We start from the raw sequence: 24,071 nt of genomic DNA on the forward strand, positions 1-24,071 counted from the left end.
AATTTGTAGATCAAAGAGCGAGATTAATTTTCTATACAACAAATAAAATTTCTATCACCGTATACATTATCTACTCGGCCGACGGGTGGCCAGTACTTAAAATCTTTTTGCCATGGAGCAGGATAAGCGGCCAGCGTTCGACTGTAAGGAAACTCCCAGCTATCTAAGCAGAGGACAGTCGGAGGATGAGGAGCATTCTTCAGAGGGTTATTGTTTTGGGGATAGATCCCTTTTTCAATGGCCTCTAACTCCTCTTTGATGAGAAATAAGGCTTCACAGAATCGATCGAGTTCTTCTTTTGATTCCGATTCGGTTGGTTCTATCATCATGGTCCCATGGACAGGCCAAGAGATGGTCGGTGCATGAAAGCCATAGTCCATGAGTCTTTTGGCGATGTCTTCAACCTCTATTCCATATTTTTTCCATGGCCTCAGATCGATAATGAATTCATGGGCAACATATCCATGAGGTCCTTTGAAAAGGATATTAAAGGCAGATTCAAGCTTTTTTGCCATGTAATTGGCATTTAAAATAGCGATTTGAGAGCAGCGTTTAAGACCCTCTTTTCCAGCCATTCTGATGAACATCCAGCTGACAGGCAACACTCCAGCGTTCCCTAAAGGAGCAGCACAAAGAAGACCTGTTTTCCATTTTTCAACCAACCGTAGCTCATTAGAGGGAAGAAATGGACCCAAATGCTTTTTTACTGCGATGGGGCCTACTCCAGGGCCACCTCCTCCATGAGGAATACAAAATGTCTTGTGGAGGTTAAGATGGCATACATCCACTCCTAGCTCTCCCGGTTTACATAAGCCAAGGAAGGCATTCGCATTGGCTCCATCCATATAGAGCTGTCCACCAAAGCGGTGAACAATACGAGCGACTTCAGGCAGAGTTTCTTCGAATATCCCATAAGTGGAGGGAAAAGTAACCATCACGGCAGCAAGCCTCTGAGCATTTTTTCTTGCTTTAGTTTCAAGATCTAGAAGATCCAATTTTCCCTGAGCATCGCACGCTAGCTCTTCGATATCAAATCCGCAAAGAGCCGCACTTGCGCAATTCGTTCCATGAGCAGAGATGGGGATTAAACAGACATTTCTTTGGCTTTGACCTATAGAGCCCAGATAATTTTTAATTGCAAGCAAGCCAGCTATTTCTCCTTGAGAGCCAGCATTGGGCTGTAGCGAAACAAAATCCATTCCAGTTATTTCTGCAATCCATTCCTCCAGATCAGATGCAAGCATGCTGTACCCTTTTGTCTGCTCTCTGCCAGCAAACGGATGCGGCTCGGTAAAACAATCCCAGAGTATTGGAATCATTTCTGCGGCTGCATTGAGTTTCATGGTGCAGGATCCCAAGGGAATCATTGAGATCGTTAAACTAATGTCTTTTGAAGCAAGCCGCTTGATGTATCGGTTAAGTTTTGTTTCGGAGCGGTACTCTTTAAAAATTTTTTGCGTCAAAAACTTCGTTTGTCTTTGAAGGGAAACTGGAATAGAAGGAATTTCAAGATGATCCAGATTCAAAGGTTCATTTTTCAAGTCGGGAACAAAAATTTTTAAGAGCAAAAGAAGATCTTCAGGAGTTGTTTTTTCTCCGAGCGTGATGCCAAGAGCGGATGCTTCTTCAAACTCCCTAAAAAGATAGCCTTGTTCGAGCCCTCGGTTTTTAATTTCCTCAAGCTTTTCTTTATCCATTGGGATTTTGAGGGTATCAAAAAAAGGAAAAGGATAAGGCTTAAATCCCAAAGCGGAAAGTTGGTTGTAAAGAAAGTAAGCATAAGAAAGGATTTTTTGACTATTTGCTAATAGTCCTTCAGCTCCATGATAAACGGCATACATAGAAGCGACGATCGCAGGAAGGACTTGGGCTGTGCAGATATTGCTTGTAGCTTTTTCTCTCCTTATGTGTTGTTCGCGGGTTTGTAGAGCCAACCTAAAGGCAGGAGTGCCATAAACATCCTTCGAAATACCGACGATTCTACCGGGCATTTTTCTTTCCATTCCTTTTCTTGCGGAGATAAAAGCTGGATGGGGTCCTCCAAAGAATAGAGGCAATCCAAACCGTTGGGCTGAGCCAACGGCAATGTCGGCTCCAAACTCTCCAGGCGGCTTAAAAAGACTCAAAGCCAAAAGATCCGTATGAACGACGACCAAAATTCCTTTTTGATGGAGAGACTCTACAAAAGAGCTAAAATCATAAAGGTGACCATTTGTATCTGGATAGGAGATTAAAGTCCCAAAAAAGCTCGTATCGATTCCTACTTTCTGCCAATCCTCAATGACAAGATCAATCCCTAATGGGCGAGATCTTGTCAGCATAACCGAAAGAATTTGCGGATGACAATCTTTGGATAAAAAAAACCGAGTCCGGTTTTTATCTGCCGTAAGCCTTTTGCACATCAACATGGCTTCGACGCAGGCAGAGGCTTCATCCAAAAGGGAAGCATTGGCTATGGGTAGAGCAGTCAGTTCAGAAACAAGGGTTTGAAAATTAAACAAAGCTTCTAGTCGACCTTGAGAAATTTCAGATTGATAGGGAGTATACGGCGTATACCAATCCGGGTTTTCTAATATCATCCGACGAATCACCTTTGGGCATATCGATTCGGAATACCCCATGCCAATAAAATAGCGGAAGGATCGGTTTTGATTACCTATAGCTTTGAGCTCTTTTAAAGCCTCTTCTTCAGAAGTTCCCTCGGGCAGATTCAGAGAGCTAGCCGTTCTAAGAGACTCAGGAATGGCTTTAGTAGTCAGCTCCTCAAGACTTTTCAAATCTAGAAAATCTAACATTTCTTTAATTTCTTCATTCGAGGGGCCAATATGTCTGTCTATAAAAGAATCCAAACTTTGCATATTGTTAAAAACGTTTCACTCTGACCATTACTTAGAACTGCTTCCTGAAGAAACTTTATAGTTCCTTATTTTTTAACAGCTCTCTATACGCATCGGCATCCTTGAGGTCATGGAGTTCTTGAGGATTGATGATTCGGATCTTGTATAGCCATCCTTCTCCATAAGGATTGCTGTTGATCAATGAAGGATGATCAGTCAACTGTGAATTAATTTCCAGAACCTCTCCACTGACTGGTGCATAAAGATCGCTGGCTGCTTTGACCGATTCAATGACGCCGACTACGGATTTTTTACTGACTCGTTCTCCCACTTTTGGTAGTTCTATAAAAACGATATCAGATAGTTCTCTTTGGGCGTGTTCAGTAATGCCTACGGTAGCCACATCCCCACTGACCATAACCCATTCATGGGTGTCTGTGTAGAGGCGATCACTTGGAATGTTCATGGAAAAAATAAACTCTACTATCGATGAATAGTAGGTCTTTTGTAAAGGGGTTTTTTCCGGATTTCAAATGGATAGAGTTTGTTCCTAATTTCTATTTCAATTTTGTTGCCTATGAGTGCATACGATTTATGCACATACCCCATACCGATTGTCCTTCCTAGGGAAGGGGACCATATGCCGCTTGTTACCTCGCCGCACTTTTGGCCTTGAAAAAAAATTGGAGAACCTGTTTTGGGCTGAGGTGAGGCCTCTTCGCAGGCGACAAAAGCAACAAGGAGGGTTTGAAAAGAGTCCTTCAATAGGACAAGCGCAGCTTTCCCTGGGAAAGAATAGGGTTTTGAAAGACTAACAGCTTTACTTAAGCCAGCTTCCCAGGGTGTTTTATCTTCTCTAAGATCGACTCCATTCAATGGTAAGGAAGCTTCAAGCCTAAGAATATTCCTGCTTGCTAGGCCGCAGGGTAATAATCCATAGGGTTTACCTGCTTCCAGTAAATGATCCCATAATTGCCTAGCAATTTTACCAGGGAAAAATAGTTCGGCTCCGTCTTCTCCTGTATACCCTGTGGCAGCAATATACAAAAATTCTTTTTCAAAAATGATTTTTTTTATCGTGTGCTTGGGAATGGGATCCAGGGAAAACACCTCTTTGAGTACATTCCAGGATGTGGGTCCCTGTATGGCAATACAGCCCCATTTTCGGCGGTTGTCAATCAAGCTAACATCCCCAAAAGGAAGATAACCATGCAGGAGCGAATAATCTTTTTCTGATGCACAAGCATTTACTACTAGTAGATAAGAAGAGGAACCAATCCGGTAAAGAATCAGATCGTCAATAATCCCACCGCTCTCCGAAAGGATTAAATGGTACTGGCTTTCTGAGTCTTTTAAAAGGGATAAGTCGTTGGTTAAAATTCCATTTAGCCATTCCATCGCCTTGGGCCCTTCCACAAAGAATTGACCCATATGAGAGAGATCGAATATGCCAGAATTTTCTCTGACGGCTTGGTGTTCTTTTATGGCTGAAGTATAATAAATCGGCATCCACCATCCACTATACGTTCCCATGTATGCCCCAAGCTCAATGTGGCGATTGTATAGAAAGGTGGTGAAGGGAACTGAACCACTTGGAGCAATCACACAGTCATTCTAACTATAAAATCCCTGTATTTCAATCAAAAAGGAAATTGAGACTGACCACCGATTCTCTTTGTCTCTAGGCTTATTTTGCTAATTAAGAGATTTTTTAAAAACTAAAAAGAATTCTTTCTAATTCTTTTTGACAGATCTTTTTTTAGTAGATAATACTAGGAATATTTGAAAAGAAAAGCGATCGGCTGCTTTTTAGGTTCTTTTGGCCAATCAAAAAAAAGGAGTAGTCTTCTTTTGCTCACATCCTATGGAGGAAACCGTGAACGATGATAGTGAAAATCGTTTTTCCATAGATGATCTGAATATTAAAGTTCAACAGGCTCAGGAAATTCTTCTCGATCTCGAGAGAAGAAAAGAGGAAATTGAGCGACAAAAAAAACAGCTAGAAGAATTACGGCAAAAGCAAAGGACTTTTGAAGAAGATCATAGGACAGCTGTTGATTTGCTGACCAGAGGGCTTGTACTCCTTGAAAGACAAGCCGGAGAACTGAAAAGACAGCTTGAAGAAATTGAGTCTATCCATTCCCAATTTAGCGACCAGCTAAAAGCCATAGAATCTATTCAACCTGCCAGTTGGGATCCCATGAACTTGGAAGATGAGTTGAATAAGGCTCTTGTAACCGTTGAACAAGCAAAAACCATTTATGCGCAGTATCGAGACAAGGTCGGTAGTGTAACTGAAAGATTGGCGATCGAAGAAGAAGTGGAAGAGGAAGAAGAAGTTCCTTTTCGCTTCTGGAATAAGGTTATGAGCGGTTTTGCCTATTCTTTACCCCTTATTTTAGTCCTGTTGGCTGGTATGGTGATCTGGGTCCTTAAGAAATAGCGAAGGGAGTTTTAAAAAATGCATTTGGGAAAAGACGAAGAAGAGTTCAGAGAATATCTATTAAGATCTGAAATCCGCTCCGCAGCTTTTTATCATAAGGCTCAAAAAAAGAAAGATAGACGTAATTTTTTTTTCCTGTTCGTTTTTTTGTGTTTGATCCTTTTTTTCCTCTGGCGCCGCTGGATCTACCTTTAATCAATTAAGAAGCCGGAACGAACATAGAAGACGTTTTGTCACTCAGTGCGCAAAAAAGTTATTGATAGTTTTATTTAAATCTATTTAAATTTTTCTTTAGCTTCTCATTTATGTTTGACTGGGAGAATGGAGTAATGTGATGGCGCGAGCCAAGGAGAAAGACAGCGGAAGCGGCGCCAATGTAGGCTACGAAGATGAACTCTGGCGCATGGCCGATAAGCTTCGTGGCAGTATGGATGCTGCGGAATACAAGCATGTAGTTCTGGGATTGATCTTCCTGAAGTATATTTCCGATGCTTTTGAGGAGAAGCATGCCGCGCTGGAGGCAGAAAAGGATCAAGGGGCTGACCCGGAGGACCCTGATGAATACCGCGCCGAAAACATATTCTGGGTGCCGCCTAAGGCGCGCTGGTCCCGCATTAAGGTGCAGGCCCGTCAAGCCACGATTGGTCAGTTGATCGACGATGCCATGGTTGAGATCGAGCGCGACAACCCAGCGCTCAAAGATGTTTTGCCAAAGGACTATGGGCGCCCGGCGCTGGACAAAACCCGTCTCGGGCAGCTCATCGACCTGATTTCCAATATCAAAGTCGGCGACGTCGCAGCGCGGTCGAAAGACGTGCTCGGCCGGATCTATGAATATTTCCTGTCACAGTTCGCCAGTGCCGAAAAGAAGAAGGGCGGGGAGTTCTATACGCCGCGTTGCGTCGTCAAGCTGCTCGTTGAGATGCTGGAGCCTTACCGCGGACGTGTCTACGACCCATGCTGCGGATCAGCCGGCATGTTTGTGCAATCGGTGGAGTTTATCCGAGCTCACGCCAGCGGCAACGGCAACGGTGGCAAAGCCAAAGGCAACATCTCGATTTACGGTCAGGAGTCGAACTACACCACTTGGCGGCTCGCCAAGATGAACCTGGCCATCCGCGGCATCGACGGTAAAATCGAGCATGGCGATACCTTCCATGAGGACCGCTTCCCCGACCTCAAGGCCGACTTTATCCTGGCAAACCCGCCGTTCAACATGAGCGACTGGGGTGGCGACAGACTGAGAGGCGACAAGCGTTGGCAATATGGCGTTCCCCCAGCTGGCAACGCCAACTTTGCCTGGGTGCAGCACATCGTCTATCATCTAGCGCCGAACGGAACGGCCGGAATCGTGCTGGCAAACGGCTCCATGTCATCCAACCAATTGGGAGAGAGCGAGATAAGGAAGGCGCTGGTTAAAGCGGACTTAGTGGACTGCATGGTGGCGCTGCCCGGCCAGCTTTTCTATTCAACGCAGATTCCCGCTTGCCTCTGGTTTCTGGCTCGAGACCGAAAGAATCACAAATTCCGCGACCGGCGCGGCGAGGTGCTATTCATTGACGCGCGCAAGCTCGGCTTCATGGCCGACCGCACGCACCGGGAACTAACCAATGCGGACATTGCCAAGATCGCCGGAATGTACCATCTGTGGCGCGGCGAGAAGAATGTCCCGACCGAGGCCGTGGATGGGTTGATCGTATATAAGGACATTCCCGGCTTCTGTAAGGCAGCGAAACTGGAGGAGATCGAGAAGCATGGGTTTGTTCTTACCCCTGGCCACTATGTCGGCGCGGCACCGCAAGAATCGGATGATGAACCATTCGAGCAAAAGATGCAGCGGCTCGTATCTCAATGGCAGAACCAACAGAACGAGGCCGCAAAGATCGACGCTGCTATTGCCGCCAACCTGAAGGAGTTGGGCTATGGTGAGTGAGTGGCGGGAATACCGGATCGGCGAAATAGCTGAAATCGTCGGCGGGAGCACGCCATCTACTGCCGATCCGTCGAACTTCAACGGAGAGATTCCTTGGCTCACGCCAAAAGATCTTTCAGGACCACATGAGCGTTACGTGTCTCGAGGTGAGCGGAACCTATCACGGAAGGGCCTGGAAAGTTGCTCCGCGCAGCAACTTCCGGTAGGCACGGTGCTCCTTACAAGTCGGGCTCCTATCGGATACGTTGCTATTGCGAAGACTCCCCTTGCGACGAACCAGGGATTCCGCAACCTCATACCGAAGCCTGGTTTTGATTCCGACTTTCTCTATTATTGGCTCAGAGCACACGATGAAGAACTCCAGCGCCACGCCAGTGGTTCGACGTTTCAGGAGCTAACTGGATCAGCGCTTGCTCAAATCAGAATTCGTCTGCCTCTCCTCGCTGAGCAACGCGCCATTGCGCACATCTTAGGGACGCTCGATGACAAGATTGAGTTGAACCGACGGATGAACGAGACGCTGGAGGAGATGGCGCGAGCGATCTTCAAGGATTGGTTCGTTGATTTCGGTCCGACCCGCGCGAAGATGGAAGGCCGCGCCCCTTACCTTTCTTCAGACATTTGGTCGCTCTTTCCCGATCGCCTAGTCGATTCCGAACTCGGTGAGATCCCAGAGGGGTGGAAGATCGTTCCTCTCGCTTCCCTTATTGAAGTAAATCCGCCAGAGCAATTGAAGCGCGGGATGCCTGCTCCTTATCTCAACATGGCATCAATCCCGACTACAGGTCCAAACCCAGAGCCCTATGTCGTTCGAGAATTTAGTGGATCGGGTGTGCGCTTTCGAAATGGGGATGCGCTACTGGCGCGAATCACTCCATGCTTAGAAAATGGTAAGTCTGCATTTGTTCAGAACCTTCCTGAAGACCAAGTGGGATGGGGTTCGACAGAATTTATCGTCCTTCGGTCGCGTCCTCCACTTCCTAAAGCAGTGGCCTATCTGATCGCACGCGATCCGGCATTCCGCGCAAATGCCATTCGAAGTATGACCGGGACATCGGGGAGGCAGCGAGTGTCTTCCGATGCGATAGCTGCGTATCCGCTGCCACAACCAGAGAGTGATACCCTATGGAGTCATTTAAACAATTTGATTGCTCCGATGTTCGAGCGGATTGCCGCCAATGGTCGGGAAAATCAAACACTCGTCGCGACTCGCGACCTCCTCCTGCCTAAGCTAATCTCCGGCGAGTTGCGGGTAAAAGATGCGGAACGCTTTTTAAGAGAACGTGGTCTATGAACAATCAAAGCACTCATATTGGCTTTTCCGATCCATTAAGCGAATCTACTGTCGAGACAGCTGTGATGGACTGGCTAGAAGGAGTTGGCTGGCAGGTTCGTCATGGCATAGAGATCGCACCCGGACAGCTCGGGGCTGAGAGATCAGACTATTGCGAGGTGATTCTCTCTCGGCGACTCCGCGATGGTCTTGACCAGCTCAATCCAGAGCTTCCCGCCGAGGCGCTGGGAGACGCCTTCCGAAAGCTAACACACCCAGAAGGCGCGGATCTGCTCCAGCGCAATCGGACGATGCACCACATGATCGTGGATGGAGTCACGGTGGAATATCGAGACCATGGTGGCGCGATCCGGGGCGCACAGGTGCGGGTAATCGACTTCGACAACCCCGAGAACAACGACTGGCTGGCGGTCAACCAGTTCACCGTGACAGAAAATAGACACACACGGCGGCCGGATGTAGTGCTCTTCGTCAACGGGCTTCCGCTTGCAGTAATCGAGTTGAAGAATGCTGCTGATGAGGATGCCACGATCTGGAACGCGCTTTCTCAGCTTGAGACCTATCAGGTCGAGCTCCCGACCCTATTCGCAACGAATGGCGCTCTGGTTATCTCCGACGGGACGCAGGCGCGTGTCGGGGCCATCGGAGCCGGGCGCGAGTGGTTCAAGCCCTGGCGTACCATCACGGGAGAGTCAGTTGCCGATCCCAATCTTCCAGAAATCCAGGTCGTCATTGAAGGTATATTTACCCCACGCCGATTTCTCGATCTGCTGCGGGACTTCATCGTTTTCGAAGATGGTGGAGACGGCCGCATTGTCAAGAAGATCGCGGGTTACCACCAGTTTTACGCGGTGCAGTTGGCGGTCCAGGAGACATTGCGAGCTACTGCATTGCGAACAGCACAACCAAAAGAGTTTGACAAGGAGTCAGTCCTCTATCAATCAACCCGGCCGCCGGCTGGCAATCCTGGAGACCGGCGTATCGGCGTTGTCTGGCATACGCAAGGGTCGGGCAAGAGCTTAACTATGGTGTTCTATGCTGGCCGAATCATTCGCGAGCCGGCAATGGAGAACCCCACTGTCGTGGTGCTCACGGACCGTAATGATCTCGACGACCAACTTTTCGGTACTTTCTCGCGCTGTCAGGACCTGCTGCGTCAACCGCCCGTGCAGGCGGAAAGTCGAGCGCATCTGCGCGATCTGTTGTCGGTCGAGTCGGGAGGCGTAGTGTTTACAACGATTCAAAAGTTCTTTCCAGGAGAGAAAGGCGATCGCTGCCCAACCCTTTCGGAGCGCCGCAACATAGTGGTCATCGCCGACGAGGCGCACCGAAGCCAATACGATTTTATCGATGGATTTGCCCGACACATGCGCGATGCGCTCCCCCATGCCTCTTTCATCGGATTCACGGGCACACCGATCGAGCTCAAGGATGCCAACACCCGTGTCGTGTTCGGCGATTATATCAGCGTTTATGACATTCAGAGTGCGGTCCAGGACGGCGCCACAGTGCCGATCTATTACGAAAGCCGTCTTGCCAAGCTGGCGCTGGATGAAAGCGAAAGACCGAAGATCGATCTGGAGTTCGAGGAGGTCACCGAGAGAGAGGAGATCGAGAGGAAGGAGAAGCTCAAGACCAAGTGGGTGCAACTCGAAGCAATCGTCGGATCTGAGAAGCGCCTCAAACTCATTGCCCAAGACATCGTCGATCACTTCGAGAAACGACGTGAGGCACTTAAGGGAAAGGCCATGATCGTCTGCATGAGTCGGCGCATCTGCGTTGAGCTCTATCGCGAGATCGTAAAGTTGCGACCGTGGTGGGCAAACGATGCCGACGATCATGGCGAGATCAAAGTGGTGATGACCGGCTCGGCCTCCGATCCTGTCGATTGGCAGGCGCACATCCGAAACAAACAGCGCCGCGAGGCGATGGCCAATCGCTTCCGTGACCCCAACGACCCGCTGCGCATCGTGATCGTCCGCGATATGTGGCTGACCGGCTTCGACGCGCCCAGTCTGCACACCATGTATGTAGATAAGCCGATGCGCGGGCACAACCTGATGCAGGCCATCGCGCGTGTCAATCGCGTCTTCCGAGACAAGCCCGGAGGCTTGGTCGTGGACTACATCGGCTTGGCGCATGAGCTCAAGCAGGCGCTCGCCACCTATACCCAAAACGGTGGTCGTGGACAAACAACGCTTGATCAAAAGCAAGCGGTTGCCGTGATGCAGGAGAAATACGAGGTCTGTCGCGCCATGTTCCATGGCTTCGATTACACAAGATGGATAACAGGGACCCCACAGGAGCGGCTTGGTCTCTTACCGGGAGCGCAAGAGTTTATCCTTAAGCAGGAAAACGGTGAAAAGAGGTATATAGATGCGGTGCGCGAGCTCTCACGAGCCTTTGCGCTTGCAGTACCACATGAAGATGCTCTTCGGATTCGCGACGATGTCTCATTCTTTCAGGCCGTGCAAGCGGCACTGACGAAACGCGCGCCAAGTGAAGCTAGGCCTGAAGAAGAGCTTGATCACGCTATTCGTCAGATTATCTCCCGTGCGATCGCGCCGGAGGGGGTGGTTGATATTTTTGCTGCAGCTGGGCTCAAGAAACCCGACATTTCCATCCTCTCCGATGAGTTCCTTGCCGAAGTGCGGGGGATACCACAACGGCATCTGGCGGTGGAGCTTCTGCAGAAACTGCTGAAGGGAGAACTCAAGACTAGGAGCCGCAAGAATGTTGTGCAAGCGCGCTCTTTCAGGGAGATGTTGGAACAGGCCATTCGCCGGTACCAAAGCCGAGCCATCGAAGTCACCCAAGTAATTGAGGAGCTAATTACGCTTGCGAAGCACATCCGGATGGCTGACGAACGCGGAGAGAGACTCGGACTGAGTGATGACGAAATGGCTTTCTATGATGCGCTGGGAACCAACGGTAACGCTGTTCAGGTCCTTGGCGACGAGACGCTGAGGGGCATCGCTCGAGAACTCGTGAAAACCGTACGCGACAATGTCACCATTGACTGGGCAATACGTGAAAATGTCCGAGCAAAGTTGCGTGTATTGGTGAAGCGAATCCTCCGAAAACACGGCTATCCACCGGACAAGCAAGAGAAAGCAACCCAGATTGTTCTAGAACAAGCCGAAGTGCTTTCCGCTGCTTGGGTGTAGGCGGCTCCGTCGGCAACTCTGTCGTAAGGGAGACAGGCGGGTTCATGCAACGGAGCAAAGGCCATCTGAAATGGATCCTGTTCTTCCTCCAGATCTGAGAGATGAGCGGACTTATCAAAATAAGCGGCAGGCTCATCCAGCGCACCAAAAGGATAGGCCCCCTCAAAGCAAACAAGCTGACCCTCGATGTTTCGGCACTGCCCACTTAAAACCCACCGAAGAATCGGAGGTATGAGGGCAACTCTCGTCTCTACGAGCAGGGCGCTCATTCCTCGGTGAAAAAGTCTTCGTCGACCCGTTTAAATTCGATCACGCGACTCGACCTGACCCCTACAGAATGTTCGATCATCAGCTCGGTCAGCCGCTTTCCGTCGATGAGGATTACACGCTGCGGAATTCGTGAGACAAAATCCACCGCTTGCGAGGAGAACGTCGATGTCGTCACGAAGATTCCTTTGTTTGCGCCAAGCCCCACCAAGCTTCCGACGAATGCCTGCACTTCTGGCCGACCTACGGATGAACCTTTCCCGTAACGCTTGGCTTGTACGTAAACGCGATCAAGGCCGAGGGCATCTTCGTTGATGACACCGTCCACTCCGCCGTCACCGCTCCGCCCCAACTGCCTTGCTGCATTGCGGCGGGACCCTCCGTAGCCCATCGCGACTAAGAGATCGATGATCAGGCTCTCGAAAGCGCGTGGACTATTTTGAAGAATCCGCTCGAGAAGTTCGGCCCGAAGCGTGGCTTGAGTTTCGATGTAAGCCTCTTCAACAATCTCCTCCGGCGTGCGTCCGGCCTTCTGCTCGACTATCTCTAGAGGCTCCGCCGGAGTTTCCTTGCTTGGTTCCGGCTCCTCGAGTGCTCCGTTAGAGTGCTTTCGGAGCGAGCGAAACTTGACGAACTCGCTGTACTGGCTCAAAAAAGAGAGGTCGATCTTGGAAGGGTTTTTAGCCAAAACATCTAGACCACGCTGAGTGATGCGAAAGTATCCGCGTCGAGGTGATTCCAAAAGACCGGCTTGCTTCATGTATGAGCGAGCCCAACTAACGCGGTCGTCGAAGATCGGCCGAATCCCACTTGGGAGCAGCTGCTTTTGCTCGGCATCTGTCAGCCCGAATACTGCTGTCAACGCTTCAATCGCTTCGCGAAGGGAATGCTCTTGCCGATCGGCTGCGAAGCGCAGCAGGGGGAGCATGATTGATTGAAAGTCTGGGATCGCCATGGTCGTCGCCGTCGGTTATTAGGAAATAGATATAGAAGCAGCTGCAAAGTGTCAACGCGATAATTGCCTGATTTTCTGCGCGCGCCATGCAAAGGATGCACCGTCCACTGGGGCAACGGGTGTCTTGCCCGGCAGCTATTGTTCCATCCGGACGCGTCTGGAGGATTACTTGCGGAACCGCTGCTGGTCTAAGCGCCTGGGAAAAGGCCAGGGAATCGGGTTAACGAGCAAACAGACTATAACGCAAACAAACGCCGTAGAATGTCTCGAAAAGGGCAATATGGACGCCGCAGTGGTAAGAAGCAAGCGAAGGACGATGTTTCTCCAGGAAGAAGAGCAATGGGTGCCAGGGTAAAGCGTTCGGCATATTCGACGATGGCATGCTTGCCAAAAGAGACGCATCCTCACGGGGGAATTATCGAGTCGGAAGCCAGGTGAAGTAAAGCGGACCGACCGTTGCCTTGCGGTAGAGGCCAAGCGGAACCAGGTGGGAATATGACAGATTCATGCAACGGAGCAAAGACTATATGAAATGGATCCTGGCTTTCCTCCAGATCTGAGAGATGAGCGGACTTATCAAAATAAGCGGCAGGCTCATCCAGCGCACCAAAAGGATAGGCCCCCTCAAAGCAAACAAGCTGACCCTCGATGTTTCGGCACTGCCCACTTAAAACCCACCGAAGAATCGGAGGTATGAGGGCAACTCTCGTCTCTACGAGCAGGGCGCTCATTCCTCGGTGAAAAAGTCTTCGTCGACCCGTTTAAATTCGATCACGCGACTCGACCTGACCCCTACAGAATGTTCGATCATCAGCTCGGTCAGCCGCTTTCCGTCGATGAGGATTACACGCTGCGGAATTCGTGAGACAAAATCCACCGCTTGCGAGGAGAACGTCGATGTCGTCACGAAGATTCCTTTGTTTGCGCCAAGCCCCACCAAGCTTCCGACGAATGCCTGCACTTCTGGCCGACCTACGGATGAACCTTTCCCGTAACGCTTGGCTTGTACGTAAACGCGATCAAGGCCGAGGGCATCTTCGTTGATGACACCGTCCACTCCGCCGTCACCGCTCCGCCCCAACTGCCTTGCTGCATTGCGGCGGGACCCTCCGTAGCCCATCGCGACTAAGAGATCGATGATCAGGCTCTCGAAAGCGTGTGGACTATTTTGAAGAATCCGCTCGAGAAGTTCGGCCCGAAGCGTGGCTTGAGTTTCGATGTAAGCCTCTTCAACAATCTCCTCCGGCGTGCGTCCGGCCTTCTGCTCGACTATCTCTAGAGGCTCCGCCGGAGTTTCCTTGCTTGGTTCCGGCTCCTCGAGTGCTCCGTTAGAGTGCTTTCGGAGCGAGCGAAATTTGACGAACTCCCTGTACAGGCTCAAAAAAGAGAGGTCGATCTTGGAAGGGTTTTTCGCCAAGACGTCCAGACCGCGCTGGGTGATGCGAAAGTATCCGCGTCGAGGTGATTCCAAAAGACCGGCTTGCTTCATGTATGAGCGAGCCCAACTAACGTGGTTGTCGAAGATCGGCTGAAGCCTACTTAGGAGCAGCAGCTTTTGTTCTGTCTGCGTCAACCAGAATACCACTGTCAACCCTTCGATTGCCTCGCGAAGAGAATGCTCTTGCCGATCGGCTGCAAAGCGCAACATGGGGAGCATAATCGATTGAAAGTCTGGAATCGCGATGGTCTTTGTTCGGTAATCTATCGAGCATTCTTGGTTTTCTCCCTCGAGAACAAAGGGCAATCCTATTTCTGCAGAGAAAGAAGGCTGTGGCGAAATGACTCTGGTAAGCCTGGAGTTCTACCCGGAATCTTTGCATTGAACGGCAAGAGAGCAAGCCTCCCACGCTCTGTCGAATCCTTCGGAGTTAGGGGTTGAAAAACTGAACCATTACTATTTTACTCACAACTCTAGGGAAGGATCGAAGAAAACGCCTGAAGCCCAACATCCATCATTATTGTAAAGAAGAGATGTTAGAATTGGGGCATGGCAAGGTTGGACTACGAATCCCAGACTTTAGGTTATCATTGGTCCTGTTGATTCTTCGCAGAGTCTGACTCGATCGCCTCCTTTAGCAACTTATCAGATAGCTCCTTTATCTTGGTGGTCTCGGGAAAGCGGAGATTCTCTGCGATAATACCGGCTGCCCTGAGCGCCCCGGCATTGAAGAGCATTTCGTCACGGGATCGGTTTGGATCATGCTCGACCGCTTTCAAGAGCTCCTGGCAAATCCTTTTTGCGATCTTTAATGATATCTCCGCTTCCCGCTCGTATTCCCGCTCAGCTCTGGCAATTTCCTGCGTTGCGAGACGCGCTAGGAAATATTCCCAAGCCTTCATAGGTCCTCCTTTCTCTGTTGTATAGATGATCTAATCTTTTACACAGAAAGTTAGCTTTCTGGCGAGACAAAAGCTGCCCAACCCCTCGTGATCGTCGGAGGATTGAATCATTGAGAGTAATCCAATCATCTCCTCATTCTTGTCCAACTGTAAGGGACAATGCGGCCTTTCTGCTTTTCTCATTGACTTTCCTGCTGTCGCAAGCAAGTCAAGTTCTTGCGTTGTCAGAGGACCAAATTAGGCTATTTCCTGATAAATTGTGATTCGGTAAAGCGTCCCAATGTATGGAGACATGCGGTGGACCACGATAGTAAGAAAGTTGTTTATTGCCACACTCATATAACGCCTCTGATCTTTTCCATCTTCATCGATTCAGCGAATGGTCTGTTTTAAGTTCGATTTAATGGATTCTGTCATATAAATCCATCTTGACAAAAATCTTATTATTCGATAGTTTTCTAAAATTTTATTTATTTTGAACAAGGATAAAGATGCTGCTTCGAAGATCGTCAATGATCTATTCGGGAAAAATCCCGCGACATGGTATCATGGTAGAAAGGAAATTCAATTCTGTATCGTTTGTATAGGATATCCGGCATGCTTGATTTGAAACTTAATCATCGCAATTACGATCTAGAGTTGATAGCGATAACGGATGCAACGTTCGCATTTTACATTGGGATGGAAACCAGACGGGTTGCTTCAGCTGTTTTAAAAGTTATCAAAGATGCTTGTGTTCGATTTGGCATGCTGCCAAACGATTTTTATTTGCAGGCTAGCGTCGGACCAGTGTTGAAACCGATCCTCTTATCTGGATGGTGTACTCGGGAGCCTTTCGCAGTGGGCCAAATCAACGCTCTTTTAACTAATGATTGATCCAATCATCCCGCTTTCGCTTTTGCTTCAGGCCAATAAAGGAGCATACGCAATTTTGGTCGGCTCAGGTGTTTCTCATGCTGCCGGAATTCCGACGGGATGGGAAATTACGTGCGATCTCATTCGCAAGGTTGCAATATCGAAAGGAGAGCAGATTGAAGGCGATCCGGGAGAATGGTATGAGCGTTCTTACAATAAGCCGCCGGATTATTCTGATCTTCTTGAGGAGCTTGCTAAAACCCCCGATGAACGGCGAGCTTTGCTAAGCTCGTATTTTGAACCGACGAAGGAAGAGCGAGAACGAGGTCTTAAACTGCCTTCGCGAGCCCATCGCGCCATTGCGGAACTGGTGCATCTGGGATATGTACGGGTAATCCTCACCACGAATTTTGATCGTCTACTCCAAACCGCACTCTCGGAAAGGGGAATCGAACCAACTATGATTTATACGAATGAGCAGGTATCGGGCTTCTCTTCTCTTTGGTCGGTTCGTTGTTTGGTTTGGAAGATTCACGGCGATTATCGGGATTCCCGAATTCTAAACACCGAATCGGAACTCAAGGAGTATCCCGAGGAGATCAATCGTCTCCTGGACCGAATCCTTGGAGAATTCGGGCTTATCGTTTGTGGTTGGTCGGCAAAATGGGACATTGCCTTGCGTAAAGCGCTTGAACGATCCACAAATCATCGGTTTACCACTTTTTGGGCTTACAAAGGCGCGCTCGAGGAGGAGGCCAGTCGACTGATTAGTCTGCGGGGGGCAACTCAGATCCCTATTTCGGATGCCGATAGTTTTTTTGAAGATCTGTTGACCAAAGTCCAGGCTGTGGAAGCTTTAGGCCGCAATCATCCCATCTTGGCAAAAGAGGAAGTCAAGCTCTACCTTGCCGAACATCGCTATCGGATTCGGCTTCATGATTTGATTAGCCTGGAAATCCAGGAGACCAAAGAGAGAATCGTTTCTGCCAACTTTCCAACTAATTGCTCATTTGTCGCCGGGGAGTACTGCAGACGGAGGAAAGCGTACCAAACGATGAGCGATTCTCTACTCTCTATGCTCCTGCCGCTTGCCTATCACGATCCCGGACAACACACGAAGCTCTTGATTCGAGCGATTGAGAGCCTTGGTCCGTTGTCGTTGATGAGCATTGCCTATTCCTCCGAATACGAGCTGCTCCGTTTTTATCCAGCACTCCGCTGTTTTTATGGAGCTGGCTTGGCTGCGCTCGCTAACCAGCGTTGGAAGAATCTAGTTGCTCTGCTTTGTCACGCCGAATGTACGGATACAACCCAGTTAAAAAAAATTCCGGCGGTTGGCCTTTTGAACCCTAAACGAGTTTTGGAAGAGTGGAATGCAAGGAATACATTAGAAAGAGAATCCCAAGTGAAGGCGCCGGGCAGCGAGTTTCTTTTTAAAGAGATGCAGCCGGCATTACTGGAGTATGTGGCAGAGGAGAACTATGAGGAAGTCTTTGACCGCTTTGAACATCTCCTTTCCTTTAAGTATTTAGATTTTGTGAATTTGGGTCGAATCGAAGAAAACAACGTTCCCTTCGGACGTTACCTGCGACGAATTGATATCAATAGAACAGACGCTGTGAACTCAGAAATTTTTAAGCCGGAAGAAGTTCTTCCTAAAAAAGTGGTCGAACGATTCAAGTTCACCGAAAGTTGGGATAGATTTTACCAGCTGTGGTTGGCCCATCGGAACCTGGCGTTCCGTGAAGCGTGCTACCCCAGGAGGAGTGCGAATTGATTTTTAGAACTCATAGGAACATAATTGCTGCCACATTTTAACAGGATGGGGGTGAACGTGGTGGTTATGCGACTTTTGAAGGGTTGATGTTTGTTGTAAGGCTACTCGTAACGATACGTAGGAACTTGAGAGTTATAATCTATTGAAGCGATGAATAAGAAGGGGAGAGTCTAATTTTCCATTAATCCAATTTTCGGCGAAAAGTAATACTGTTGCACTAAAACAGCCGTCATTCTTTTATGGCAACGAAATAGCCTGATCTAGCAAAATCCAGAAAAAAGAACATATTCTGAGTCGATTGATCCAATTCTCCGGTGGCTTTAGAGTGTGCATTAGGCAATTTACCAAAGCCTTACTCACATCTTGAATAGCAATTTTACTCTATCTATGCGCACCGCACCCTTTCGGGGAAATGTGTTTGTAGAGCGCACCCACGTTGAGTAATCACTTGTGCAAACTTACTTATTAATAGTTTGTGTTATAGCGACTTAAGGGTTCAGCCACTTGTCTAGGCTATTTCACCATAAATAGATTGAAAGTGAAAAAATAAATAATTCTTTCTGTTTCTTTTTGACAGACCATTTTTAGTGATGAAAACAGAGGTGGTTATTTCAAAAAATACGATCGAATGCTTTATAGTTTCTCTAGATCAGTCAAAACCAATAGTCTTTATTTGCGGCTATCCTATAAAGGAAACCATGAACGATGATAGCGTAAACCGTTTTTCCATAGAGGATCTGAATATTAAAGTTTAACAGGCTCAAGAAAATGTTTCTTGATCTAGAAAGAGGAAAAAAAGGAATTGAGCGGCAAAAAAACAACTCGAAGAATTACGGGAAAAAAAGGACCTATGAAGAAGACCATAAAACAGATGCTGACTTACTACTCAGAGGGTTACTTCTTCATGAGAGACAAGCAGGAGAACTGAAAAGAGAACTAGAGGAGATCGAATCCATCCATTCTTAATTTAGTGATCAGCTAAAAACTATAGAATAGATTCAGCCAGCAACTTGGGATCCTGCAAAACTAGAAGATGAGTTGAATAAGGCTCTTGTGATTGTTGAACAAGCAAAAACTGTGTATTCACAATATCGGAATAAAACAAGTGGTGTTACCGAAAAGATTTCAAATGAAGAAGAAATCAAATAGGAGGAATAGGTTCTTTTTCGCTTTTGTAACGAGGTTTGACTGGATTTGCTTATTTTTTGCCACTGATTGTGCTCCTGTTAGCCCATGTTTGGTGAAAATGGGCTAATTTTGGGGGTGCTCCAGGGGAGAGGAAGCGATTTTTGCAAAAACATAGTGCTACATTGTGAATAACTATTTTTAAGTTATTGTTCTATTATTCTTGCATTCGTTGGCGTTTTGAAATAATGTCTCTTTATGTTTTTGCGGATCGTGCCGATTCGGCGGCCAAGCGGGAAGGTGGACCAGTATGTTCGGCTGGTGGAGAGCTACTACGATCGAGGGAAGATTAAGCAGCGGACGATTGCCAATCTGGGGCGGAAGGAGCTTTTGGCTCCGCATGTGGACCGGCTTGTGGAGCTTCTGAGAGGAGAGCCGCCGAAGACGACGGGAAGCTGGAAGGCAAAATCGGCGGCAGTTTGGGGACCGACCTTGGTGGCGAGGGCTCTTTGGGAGGAGTTAGGGTTTCCGGAGCTTTTGGAGGCATCTGGTAAGAGGCCGCAAGCTGTTTCTCTTGAGGAGAGAGCGTTTGTTTTGGTGGCTCATCGGCTGATTTGTCCAGGAAGCGAACATGCCTTAGCCCAGTGGTTAGAGACGGATTATGTAGCCGATTGGAGGGGGGAACGGATTCTGCCGATATGGAAGGAAAATGGTCGGGTGCGGGTGGACCATCGGTTTCTTTGGCCTTGGTATCGAACGCTGGATGAGCTGATTCAACGGAAGGAAGAGCTGGAAGAGGGGCTTTTTAGTCGGCTGCGAGATCTTTTTTCCCTCCAGCCTGAGAGGGTCTTCTACGACTTGACTTCCACCTATTTCGAAGGGGAAGGGCCAGAGGAGCTAGCTCAATTTGGGTACAGTCGGGACCGGCGGGAAGGCAATCGGCAGATTCTTTTGGGGGTCGTGATGGTGAATGGTTGGCCGATTGCCCACCATGTGTTTCGAGGCAATCTTAAGGATGGAGAGACGGTACAGAGGGTGGTGGAGGATTTAGAGAAGCGTTTTGGGCTTCAGCGGGTGGTTTTTGTGGGGGACCGGGGGATGGTGAGCACGGCCAACTTGGGTTTTCTCTGGAGTCAGAGCCATGGGTTTTTGGTGGGACTTCGGCGGCGGAGAAGCCCGGAGGTCCTAGAGTATCTTTGCCAGGCGCAAGCGGGCTGCTGGCAGCCTTGTGCTTCGGGAAGTAACGACCGGGTTTGCGAAGTTCCGGGACGTCTCCCGGGGCAGCGGATCTTTGTGGTGGAGAGTGCCGAGCGGCTCGCCTACGAGCAAGCGATGCGGGAGGCAGCGGTCTCGAAGATTCGGGAAGAGCTGGAGAAGCTGGCGAAGCGGGTGGAAAAAGGAGAGCTTCGAGATCCTGAGAAAATCGGAGCTGCTGCCGGGCGCATCCTCTCGGCCCATCATGGGCATCGCTACTTCCGCTGGAGTCTTTCTTCCGGTCGCTTCGAGTTTTCTCAAGAGCCCTTGGAAGAGGAGAAGCTTTTGGAAGGCAAGTACCTCATTTTGACAGAAGAAAAACATCTCTCCGCGGTAGAGGCCGTAGGTGCCTACAAGGAGCTTAGCCAAGTGGAACGGGCCTTTCGGAAGCTAAAGGATGTCCTAGAGATGCGTCCGATCTATCACCATGATCCCCAGCGGGTCCAGGCCCATGTCTTTGTTGCCGCCTTGGCCTTCTTGCTTGACCGACTCTTGGAGAAAAAGCTAAAGCTAGCCAAGCTTCCCTTTTCCACCGAAGAGGCCTTGACTCACCTCCGGACCGTCCACGTCGTCGAGGCAGATGTTGGAGGCACCAAACACCGCGGGGTCACGGCAGGAAACCGACAGGCGCGTCAGATCCTTTCCGGCCTGAAAATCAGCTCCTTAGAGCCTTGGAAACTCAAAAAAAGAACCTCTAAAACCCCCACATAGTGACACATTGAAAAAAGGACCATTGATAATCAATAACTTACGAAAATTTCACCAAACATGGGTTAGCCGGCTTGGTGATATAGATTTTCAAGAAACAGTTGCATTTGTTAAATATATGGGAAAAGACGAAGAAGAATTCAAAGAATATCTCTTAAGATCCGAACTTCGTGTAGCTACCTTTCCCATAGCGCTCAAAAAAAGGAAAATAGACATAATTTTTTCCTGATCGTTTTTTTGTGTTTGATCCTTTTCCCCCTCTGGCTTCGTCTGGATCTATCTCTAGAATCGAAGAGACTATTCCATTAAATTAAGTGCTAAAAGCTTAGCACTAAAAAACCCTCTTTTAAATTGTTTACCAAGAGAGAGAAGCCATGCTAAGCAATCCTCCAACAAGCCTATTGAAGTGCAAAAAGATACTCTTTATATCCTAAGATCTTTGTAATTAAGGGCTTCCATCGATGACTTTTTTAACGTTGATGAGACTGGTTTTGTGTCGAATATCTTTTGCTCGGTAAAGGTAATAGACTTCTTCTGCTATATTTTTGGCGTGATCAGCCGCTCGTTCTATGGCTCTTGAAACTAGCATAAGATTAAGACCTTGAGGAATAGCATCTGGATCTTCCCTCATAATTTTTACTAGGCAACCAAAAAGTTCTTTGTTCATCCTATCAACAATTTTGTCTTCTCTAACCACACTTAATGTCTCCTTTGGATTGCCAGTAATGAAGCTATCGATAGCTTCCTGATACATTTTTCTTGTGATTTCAGCCATTTTTTCAATGTTGAAATAAGATTTTAAGGGAGGTTTCTCGTTCAATTGAAGAGCGATTCGAGAAATTGTAACGGCTTGATCTCCAATTCGCTCAAGATCGCTAGAAATTTTGGAGGCGACAAGGGCTAATCGACAATCGATGGCTACAGGGCTATGAGTAGCGATAAAAGTGATAATTTGATCGTCAATTTTGACTTCCAAAGAATCGAGATCTTCATCTCCTTTAATGACGTTTTTTGCTAATTCATCATTACGCTCGATCAATGCTTTGAGTGCTAATTGAAGACTGCGGGCAGCTATGCTAGCCATCAAAAGAAGAGTTTCGCGGATCTGCTCAATAGTTATCATGCTTAGCTTTTGGATAGAGTAATTGCTTTTTCAAGGTTTGGTTGCTATTTTTCTTACTAATAGAAATTACTATTAAAAATAGAGAAGTGTTAAAAAAAGGATGTAAATATTTTTTGAATATTTTGTAATTTTTTTTTATTCAATTTATTTTCACTTAAAAAGTCACGGTGACTGAGAATAATCCTTTTCCGATCGTCCTTGATCGACTCATCTTAAGACCATTGGAAGCTAGTGACGAAGAAAGGGTTGTCCAGCTAGCTGGTGATCCTGATTCTTCTTGGGGAACCAGATCGATAACTTATCCAGACAGTGTCGATCGAGCGGCCTCCTGGCTAAGAGAGCATATGGATATGATGAAAAAGGGTGAAAGTTTAAGTCTAGCTATAATTTTAAAGAAAAATCTTACATTGATAGGTGCCGTGATCCTTTTTTATGAACTACGTCATGAGCGTGCTGAAATTGGTTGTTGGATTGCAAAATCGTATTGGTCTAAAGGCTATGGCACGGAAGCCTGTCGGGCGGTATTACATTACGCATTTAATGTCTTAAAACTCAATAAAATTTCTGCCTACTGTTTAGCTAGAAATATAGCTTCCTTAAGGCTGATTGAGAAGTTGGGGATGAAGTTTGAAGGATGCTTACGGAAGCATTTGAAAGTTAGAGGAATTTTTGAAGATCTTCTGGTTTATGGGCTTTTATCCGAAGAGAGGAAGGAATAATTAAGCCTTTGCTCTCTATGTTCCTGGCGTTCCGTCAGACTTGCTCATTTCTGCTCGTCAACCGAAACAAAGATGACTTCTAGATTCATCGAGGCCGCTTCACCGCTATCTTGCGGCGACGGTCAAAGTCTTCCTCTTCCCAGGCTTCACATTCGCTAGAACTAGCCGTAAAGACGCTTAAGGCAGCCAAGCCATACGCCAGGAGATTCCTGACCGCATTCACGTCCCGGTCCTAGCGTGTTCCATAGTCCGGGCAGGTCCACTGTCCCCCCTACACCATTCCGCCTGGTATTTCAGTTGTCACCGGAATTCGAAAACACTCCTGCCAGAAATGGATCGGGGGAGGAGAGGGCTTTTTCAGCATCCCGGCCCCATTCACCTCTTCGATGACAATGGGATGAAACCATCTGGTGAGGCTGGAGAGAAGCTTGTGCTAAGGGGTCTATCGAATATTGGCGATGCAAGCAAAGAGCTTTGTGAGCTTGGCTCTTGTCTTTTTTGCATTCTTAGATACAAATAACTGTGTCTCTTTGTGAGCCAGAGGATTGCTTACCAACCCGAGCTGGAAGCGGGGGGAAAACCCTGGCTTTTTGTCTTGTCGGGCGTGCAGGAACTGAAAGACAAGACCTAGCCTCTTGCGGGAAACCTGAGCCGATTAAGCAATGATCGAGGAGAGAAGCACGCTGCGGGAGTGGAATTCGGTAAGACAATCGGTACTACTCGGTAAAATCAATGCTTCGCTTTTCCTCTTTCCCGGCTCTCCTCCGTTCCTCAAATGTTCAAAAGGGTTGAATGCCTCAGCTAGTCTTATAAAGCTTATCCTAGACGGTATTGGAAGGATAGATCCTGGAAATTCACTGGAAAGGATGGGTAGACAGTTGCTAGAGTTCAATGGAGAATCGGATCCTTTTCACTTGCTGCTTGGTTTGCCATCAAATCTTGTACTCAGCTGCTTCGTGAAGAGTTTTAATACAACTCCTTATCGCTTTCTTCGCAGAGAGTTTGCATCAACGATCACCCGTGTCCATCGCCATAAGCCAGTTCCTTGGGGCCGTGCCTACTTCTTTCTCAAGCGATGGAAAGCCTCATTGACTTTCGTCAAACAAGACATCGAAGAGCAAGAGATATCAGAAGAGAATGGCTTTCTCTACCTAACTAGCCAAGGGCTCTGGCTAAAGCACTGGCTGCCAGAGAGGATAGAATCTCACAGTACAAAAAAGTTATTCTTCTGCTGCAAATTAACGCAATAGAGGGGTTGTGTTAGCTTTAACTAA

At 48.0% G+C, this 24,071-nt stretch carries 19 protein-coding genes; 11 read left to right on the top strand and 8 right to left on the bottom strand.

Features of this window, described 5'->3' with window-relative positions; all coding sequences use genetic code 11:
• Positions 1-23 precede the first annotated feature (23 nt).
• The 3 genes from gcvP to gcvT are packed head-to-tail and all read right to left on the bottom strand — an operon-like array spanning position 24 to position 4,442.
• Positions 24-2,858 (bottom strand): aminomethyl-transferring glycine dehydrogenase, encoded by a 2,835-nt coding sequence (gcvP, locus tag QOL44_RS00890; RefSeq protein ID WP_009058154.1) that lies wholly within the window; start codon positions 2,856-2,858, stop codon positions 24-26.
• 55 nt (positions 2,859-2,913) lie between these two features.
• On the bottom strand, positions 2,914-3,303 hold the full coding sequence (gene gcvH / locus QOL44_RS00895; protein WP_009058155.1) for a glycine cleavage system protein GcvH: 390 nt from the start codon (positions 3,301-3,303) through the stop codon (positions 2,914-2,916).
• A gap of 17 nt (positions 3,304-3,320) precedes the next feature.
• The gene (gcvT, locus tag QOL44_RS00900; RefSeq protein WP_009058156.1) at positions 3,321-4,442 is read right to left on the bottom strand and encodes a glycine cleavage system aminomethyltransferase GcvT; all 1,122 of its coding nucleotides are present in this window, start codon (positions 4,440-4,442) and stop codon (positions 3,321-3,323) included.
• A 259-nt stretch (positions 4,443-4,701) separates the two neighbouring features.
• Between gcvT and QOL44_RS00905 the strand changes: the two genes are divergently transcribed.
• From QOL44_RS00905 to QOL44_RS00925, 5 genes are all read left to right on the top strand, one after another.
• A complete protein-coding gene (locus QOL44_RS00905; RefSeq protein WP_009058162.1) occupies positions 4,702-5,280 on the top strand; it encodes a hypothetical protein in 579 nt (192 codons plus the stop codon).
• 334 nt (positions 5,281-5,614) lie between these two features.
• The gene (locus QOL44_RS00910) at positions 5,615-7,213 is read left to right on the top strand and encodes a type I restriction-modification system subunit M (protein WP_009058163.1); all 1,599 of its coding nucleotides are present in this window, start codon (positions 5,615-5,617) and stop codon (positions 7,211-7,213) included.
• On the top strand, positions 7,203-8,507 hold the full coding sequence (locus QOL44_RS00915; protein ID WP_009058164.1) for a restriction endonuclease subunit S: 1,305 nt from the start codon (positions 7,203-7,205) through the stop codon (positions 8,505-8,507). Before QOL44_RS00910 ends, QOL44_RS00915 begins: the two co-directional genes overlap by 11 nt.
• On the top strand, positions 8,504-11,674 hold the full coding sequence (locus QOL44_RS00920) for a type I restriction endonuclease subunit R (protein ID WP_009058165.1): 3,171 nt from the start codon (positions 8,504-8,506) through the stop codon (positions 11,672-11,674). Before QOL44_RS00915 ends, QOL44_RS00920 begins: the two co-directional genes overlap by 4 nt.
• Positions 11,675-11,744: 70 nt before the next feature.
• Positions 11,745-11,909, top strand: coding sequence for a hypothetical protein (locus QOL44_RS00925; protein ID WP_283401188.1), 165 nt, complete (start codon positions 11,745-11,747; stop codon positions 11,907-11,909).
• Between the two features lie 30 nt (positions 11,910-11,939).
• On the opposite strand, the gene QOL44_RS00930 is transcribed toward QOL44_RS00925, so the two are convergent.
• The 4 genes from QOL44_RS00930 to QOL44_RS00945 form a co-directional block, all read right to left on the bottom strand.
• The gene (locus QOL44_RS00930) at positions 11,940-12,896 is read right to left on the bottom strand and encodes a restriction endonuclease (RefSeq protein WP_045086414.1); all 957 of its coding nucleotides are present in this window, start codon (positions 12,894-12,896) and stop codon (positions 11,940-11,942) included.
• A gap of 404 nt (positions 12,897-13,300) precedes the next feature.
• Positions 13,301-13,627: a hypothetical protein gene (locus QOL44_RS00935; protein ID WP_045086413.1), complete on the bottom strand. Its 327-nt coding sequence runs from the start codon at positions 13,625-13,627 to the stop codon at positions 13,301-13,303.
• Positions 13,624-14,640: a restriction endonuclease gene (locus tag QOL44_RS00940; RefSeq protein ID WP_219804439.1), complete on the bottom strand. Its 1,017-nt coding sequence runs from the start codon at positions 14,638-14,640 to the stop codon at positions 13,624-13,626. The genes QOL44_RS00935 and QOL44_RS00940 overlap by 4 nt, the downstream gene beginning before the upstream one ends.
• Positions 14,641-14,921: 281 nt before the next feature.
• A complete protein-coding gene (locus QOL44_RS00945) occupies positions 14,922-15,236 on the bottom strand; it encodes a hypothetical protein (protein ID WP_009059928.1) in 315 nt (104 codons plus the stop codon).
• 597 nt (positions 15,237-15,833) lie between these two features.
• Here QOL44_RS00945 and QOL44_RS00950 point away from each other — a divergent pair.
• The 4 genes from QOL44_RS00950 (at position 15,834) to QOL44_RS00965 (ending at position 20,958) form a co-directional block, all read left to right on the top strand.
• Positions 15,834-16,112 (top strand): hypothetical protein, encoded by a 279-nt coding sequence (locus QOL44_RS00950; protein ID WP_009059933.1) that lies wholly within the window; start codon positions 15,834-15,836, stop codon positions 16,110-16,112.
• On the top strand, positions 16,105-17,868 hold the full coding sequence (locus QOL44_RS00955) for an SIR2 family protein (RefSeq protein ID WP_009059935.1): 1,764 nt from the start codon (positions 16,105-16,107) through the stop codon (positions 17,866-17,868). The genes QOL44_RS00950 and QOL44_RS00955 overlap by 8 nt, the downstream gene beginning before the upstream one ends.
• A 768-nt stretch (positions 17,869-18,636) precedes the next feature.
• Positions 18,637-18,834, top strand: coding sequence for a hypothetical protein (locus tag QOL44_RS00960; RefSeq protein WP_009059938.1), 198 nt, complete (start codon positions 18,637-18,639; stop codon positions 18,832-18,834).
• Between the two features lie 417 nt (positions 18,835-19,251).
• The gene (locus QOL44_RS00965) at positions 19,252-20,958 is read left to right on the top strand and encodes an IS1634 family transposase (protein WP_045086412.1); all 1,707 of its coding nucleotides are present in this window, start codon (positions 19,252-19,254) and stop codon (positions 20,956-20,958) included.
• 442 nt (positions 20,959-21,400) lie between these two features.
• Here QOL44_RS00965 and phoU read toward each other — a convergent pair whose 3' ends face one another.
• A complete protein-coding gene (gene phoU / locus QOL44_RS00970; protein ID WP_009059897.1) occupies positions 21,401-22,078 on the bottom strand; it encodes a phosphate signaling complex protein PhoU in 678 nt (225 codons plus the stop codon).
• Between the two features lie 167 nt (positions 22,079-22,245).
• Between phoU and QOL44_RS00975 the strand changes: the two genes are divergently transcribed.
• Together QOL44_RS00975 and QOL44_RS00980 are read left to right on the top strand one after the other, a co-directional pair.
• On the top strand, positions 22,246-22,797 hold the full coding sequence (locus QOL44_RS00975; RefSeq protein WP_009059894.1) for a GNAT family N-acetyltransferase: 552 nt from the start codon (positions 22,246-22,248) through the stop codon (positions 22,795-22,797).
• 662 nt (positions 22,798-23,459) lie between these two features.
• On the top strand, positions 23,460-24,047 hold the full coding sequence (locus QOL44_RS00980; RefSeq protein WP_048814713.1) for a transposase: 588 nt from the start codon (positions 23,460-23,462) through the stop codon (positions 24,045-24,047).
• The last annotated feature ends 24 nt before the right edge of the window (positions 24,048-24,071 follow it).

The sequence above is a fragment of the Candidatus Methylacidiphilum fumarolicum genome (assembly GCF_949774925.1).
Lineage (GTDB): Bacteria > Verrucomicrobiota > Verrucomicrobiia > Methylacidiphilales > Methylacidiphilaceae > Methylacidiphilum > Methylacidiphilum fumarolicum.

Bases quoted from the DNA above. Each gene is read 5' to 3' on its own strand.
- QOL44_RS00930 (WP_045086414.1), bottom strand. From the start codon at position 12,896: ATGGCGATCCCAGACTTTCAATCAATCATGCTCCCCCTGCTGCGCTTC.
- QOL44_RS00920 (WP_009058165.1), top strand. From the start codon at position 8,504: ATGAACAATCAAAGCACTCATATTGGCTTTTCCGATCCATTAAGCGAA.
- QOL44_RS00910 (WP_009058163.1), top strand. From the start codon at position 5,615: ATGGCGCGAGCCAAGGAGAAAGACAGCGGAAGCGGCGCCAATGTAGGC.
- QOL44_RS00945 (WP_009059928.1), bottom strand. From the start codon at position 15,236: ATGAAGGCTTGGGAATATTTCCTAGCGCGTCTCGCAACGCAGGAAATT.
- QOL44_RS00935 (WP_045086413.1), bottom strand. From the start codon at position 13,627: ATGAGCGCCCTGCTCGTAGAGACGAGAGTTGCCCTCATACCTCCGATT.
- QOL44_RS00955 (WP_009059935.1), top strand. From the start codon at position 16,105: ATGATTGATCCAATCATCCCGCTTTCGCTTTTGCTTCAGGCCAATAAA.
- QOL44_RS00960 (WP_009059938.1), top strand. From the start codon at position 18,637: ATGTTTCTTGATCTAGAAAGAGGAAAAAAAGGAATTGAGCGGCAAAAA.
- QOL44_RS00915 (WP_009058164.1), top strand. From the start codon at position 7,203: ATGGTGAGTGAGTGGCGGGAATACCGGATCGGCGAAATAGCTGAAATC.
- QOL44_RS00980 (WP_048814713.1), top strand. From the start codon at position 23,460: ATGATCGAGGAGAGAAGCACGCTGCGGGAGTGGAATTCGGTAAGACAA.
- gcvP (WP_009058154.1), bottom strand. From the start codon at position 2,858: ATGCAAAGTTTGGATTCTTTTATAGACAGACATATTGGCCCCTCGAAT.
- QOL44_RS00965 (WP_045086412.1), top strand. From the start codon at position 19,252: ATGTTTTTGCGGATCGTGCCGATTCGGCGGCCAAGCGGGAAGGTGGAC.
- QOL44_RS00905 (WP_009058162.1), top strand. From the start codon at position 4,702: ATGGAGGAAACCGTGAACGATGATAGTGAAAATCGTTTTTCCATAGAT.
- phoU (WP_009059897.1), bottom strand. From the start codon at position 22,078: ATGATAACTATTGAGCAGATCCGCGAAACTCTTCTTTTGATGGCTAGC.
- gcvH (WP_009058155.1), bottom strand. From the start codon at position 3,303: ATGAACATTCCAAGTGATCGCCTCTACACAGACACCCATGAATGGGTT.
- QOL44_RS00925 (WP_283401188.1), top strand. From the start codon at position 11,745: ATGGATCCTGTTCTTCCTCCAGATCTGAGAGATGAGCGGACTTATCAA.
- QOL44_RS00950 (WP_009059933.1), top strand. From the start codon at position 15,834: ATGCTTGATTTGAAACTTAATCATCGCAATTACGATCTAGAGTTGATA.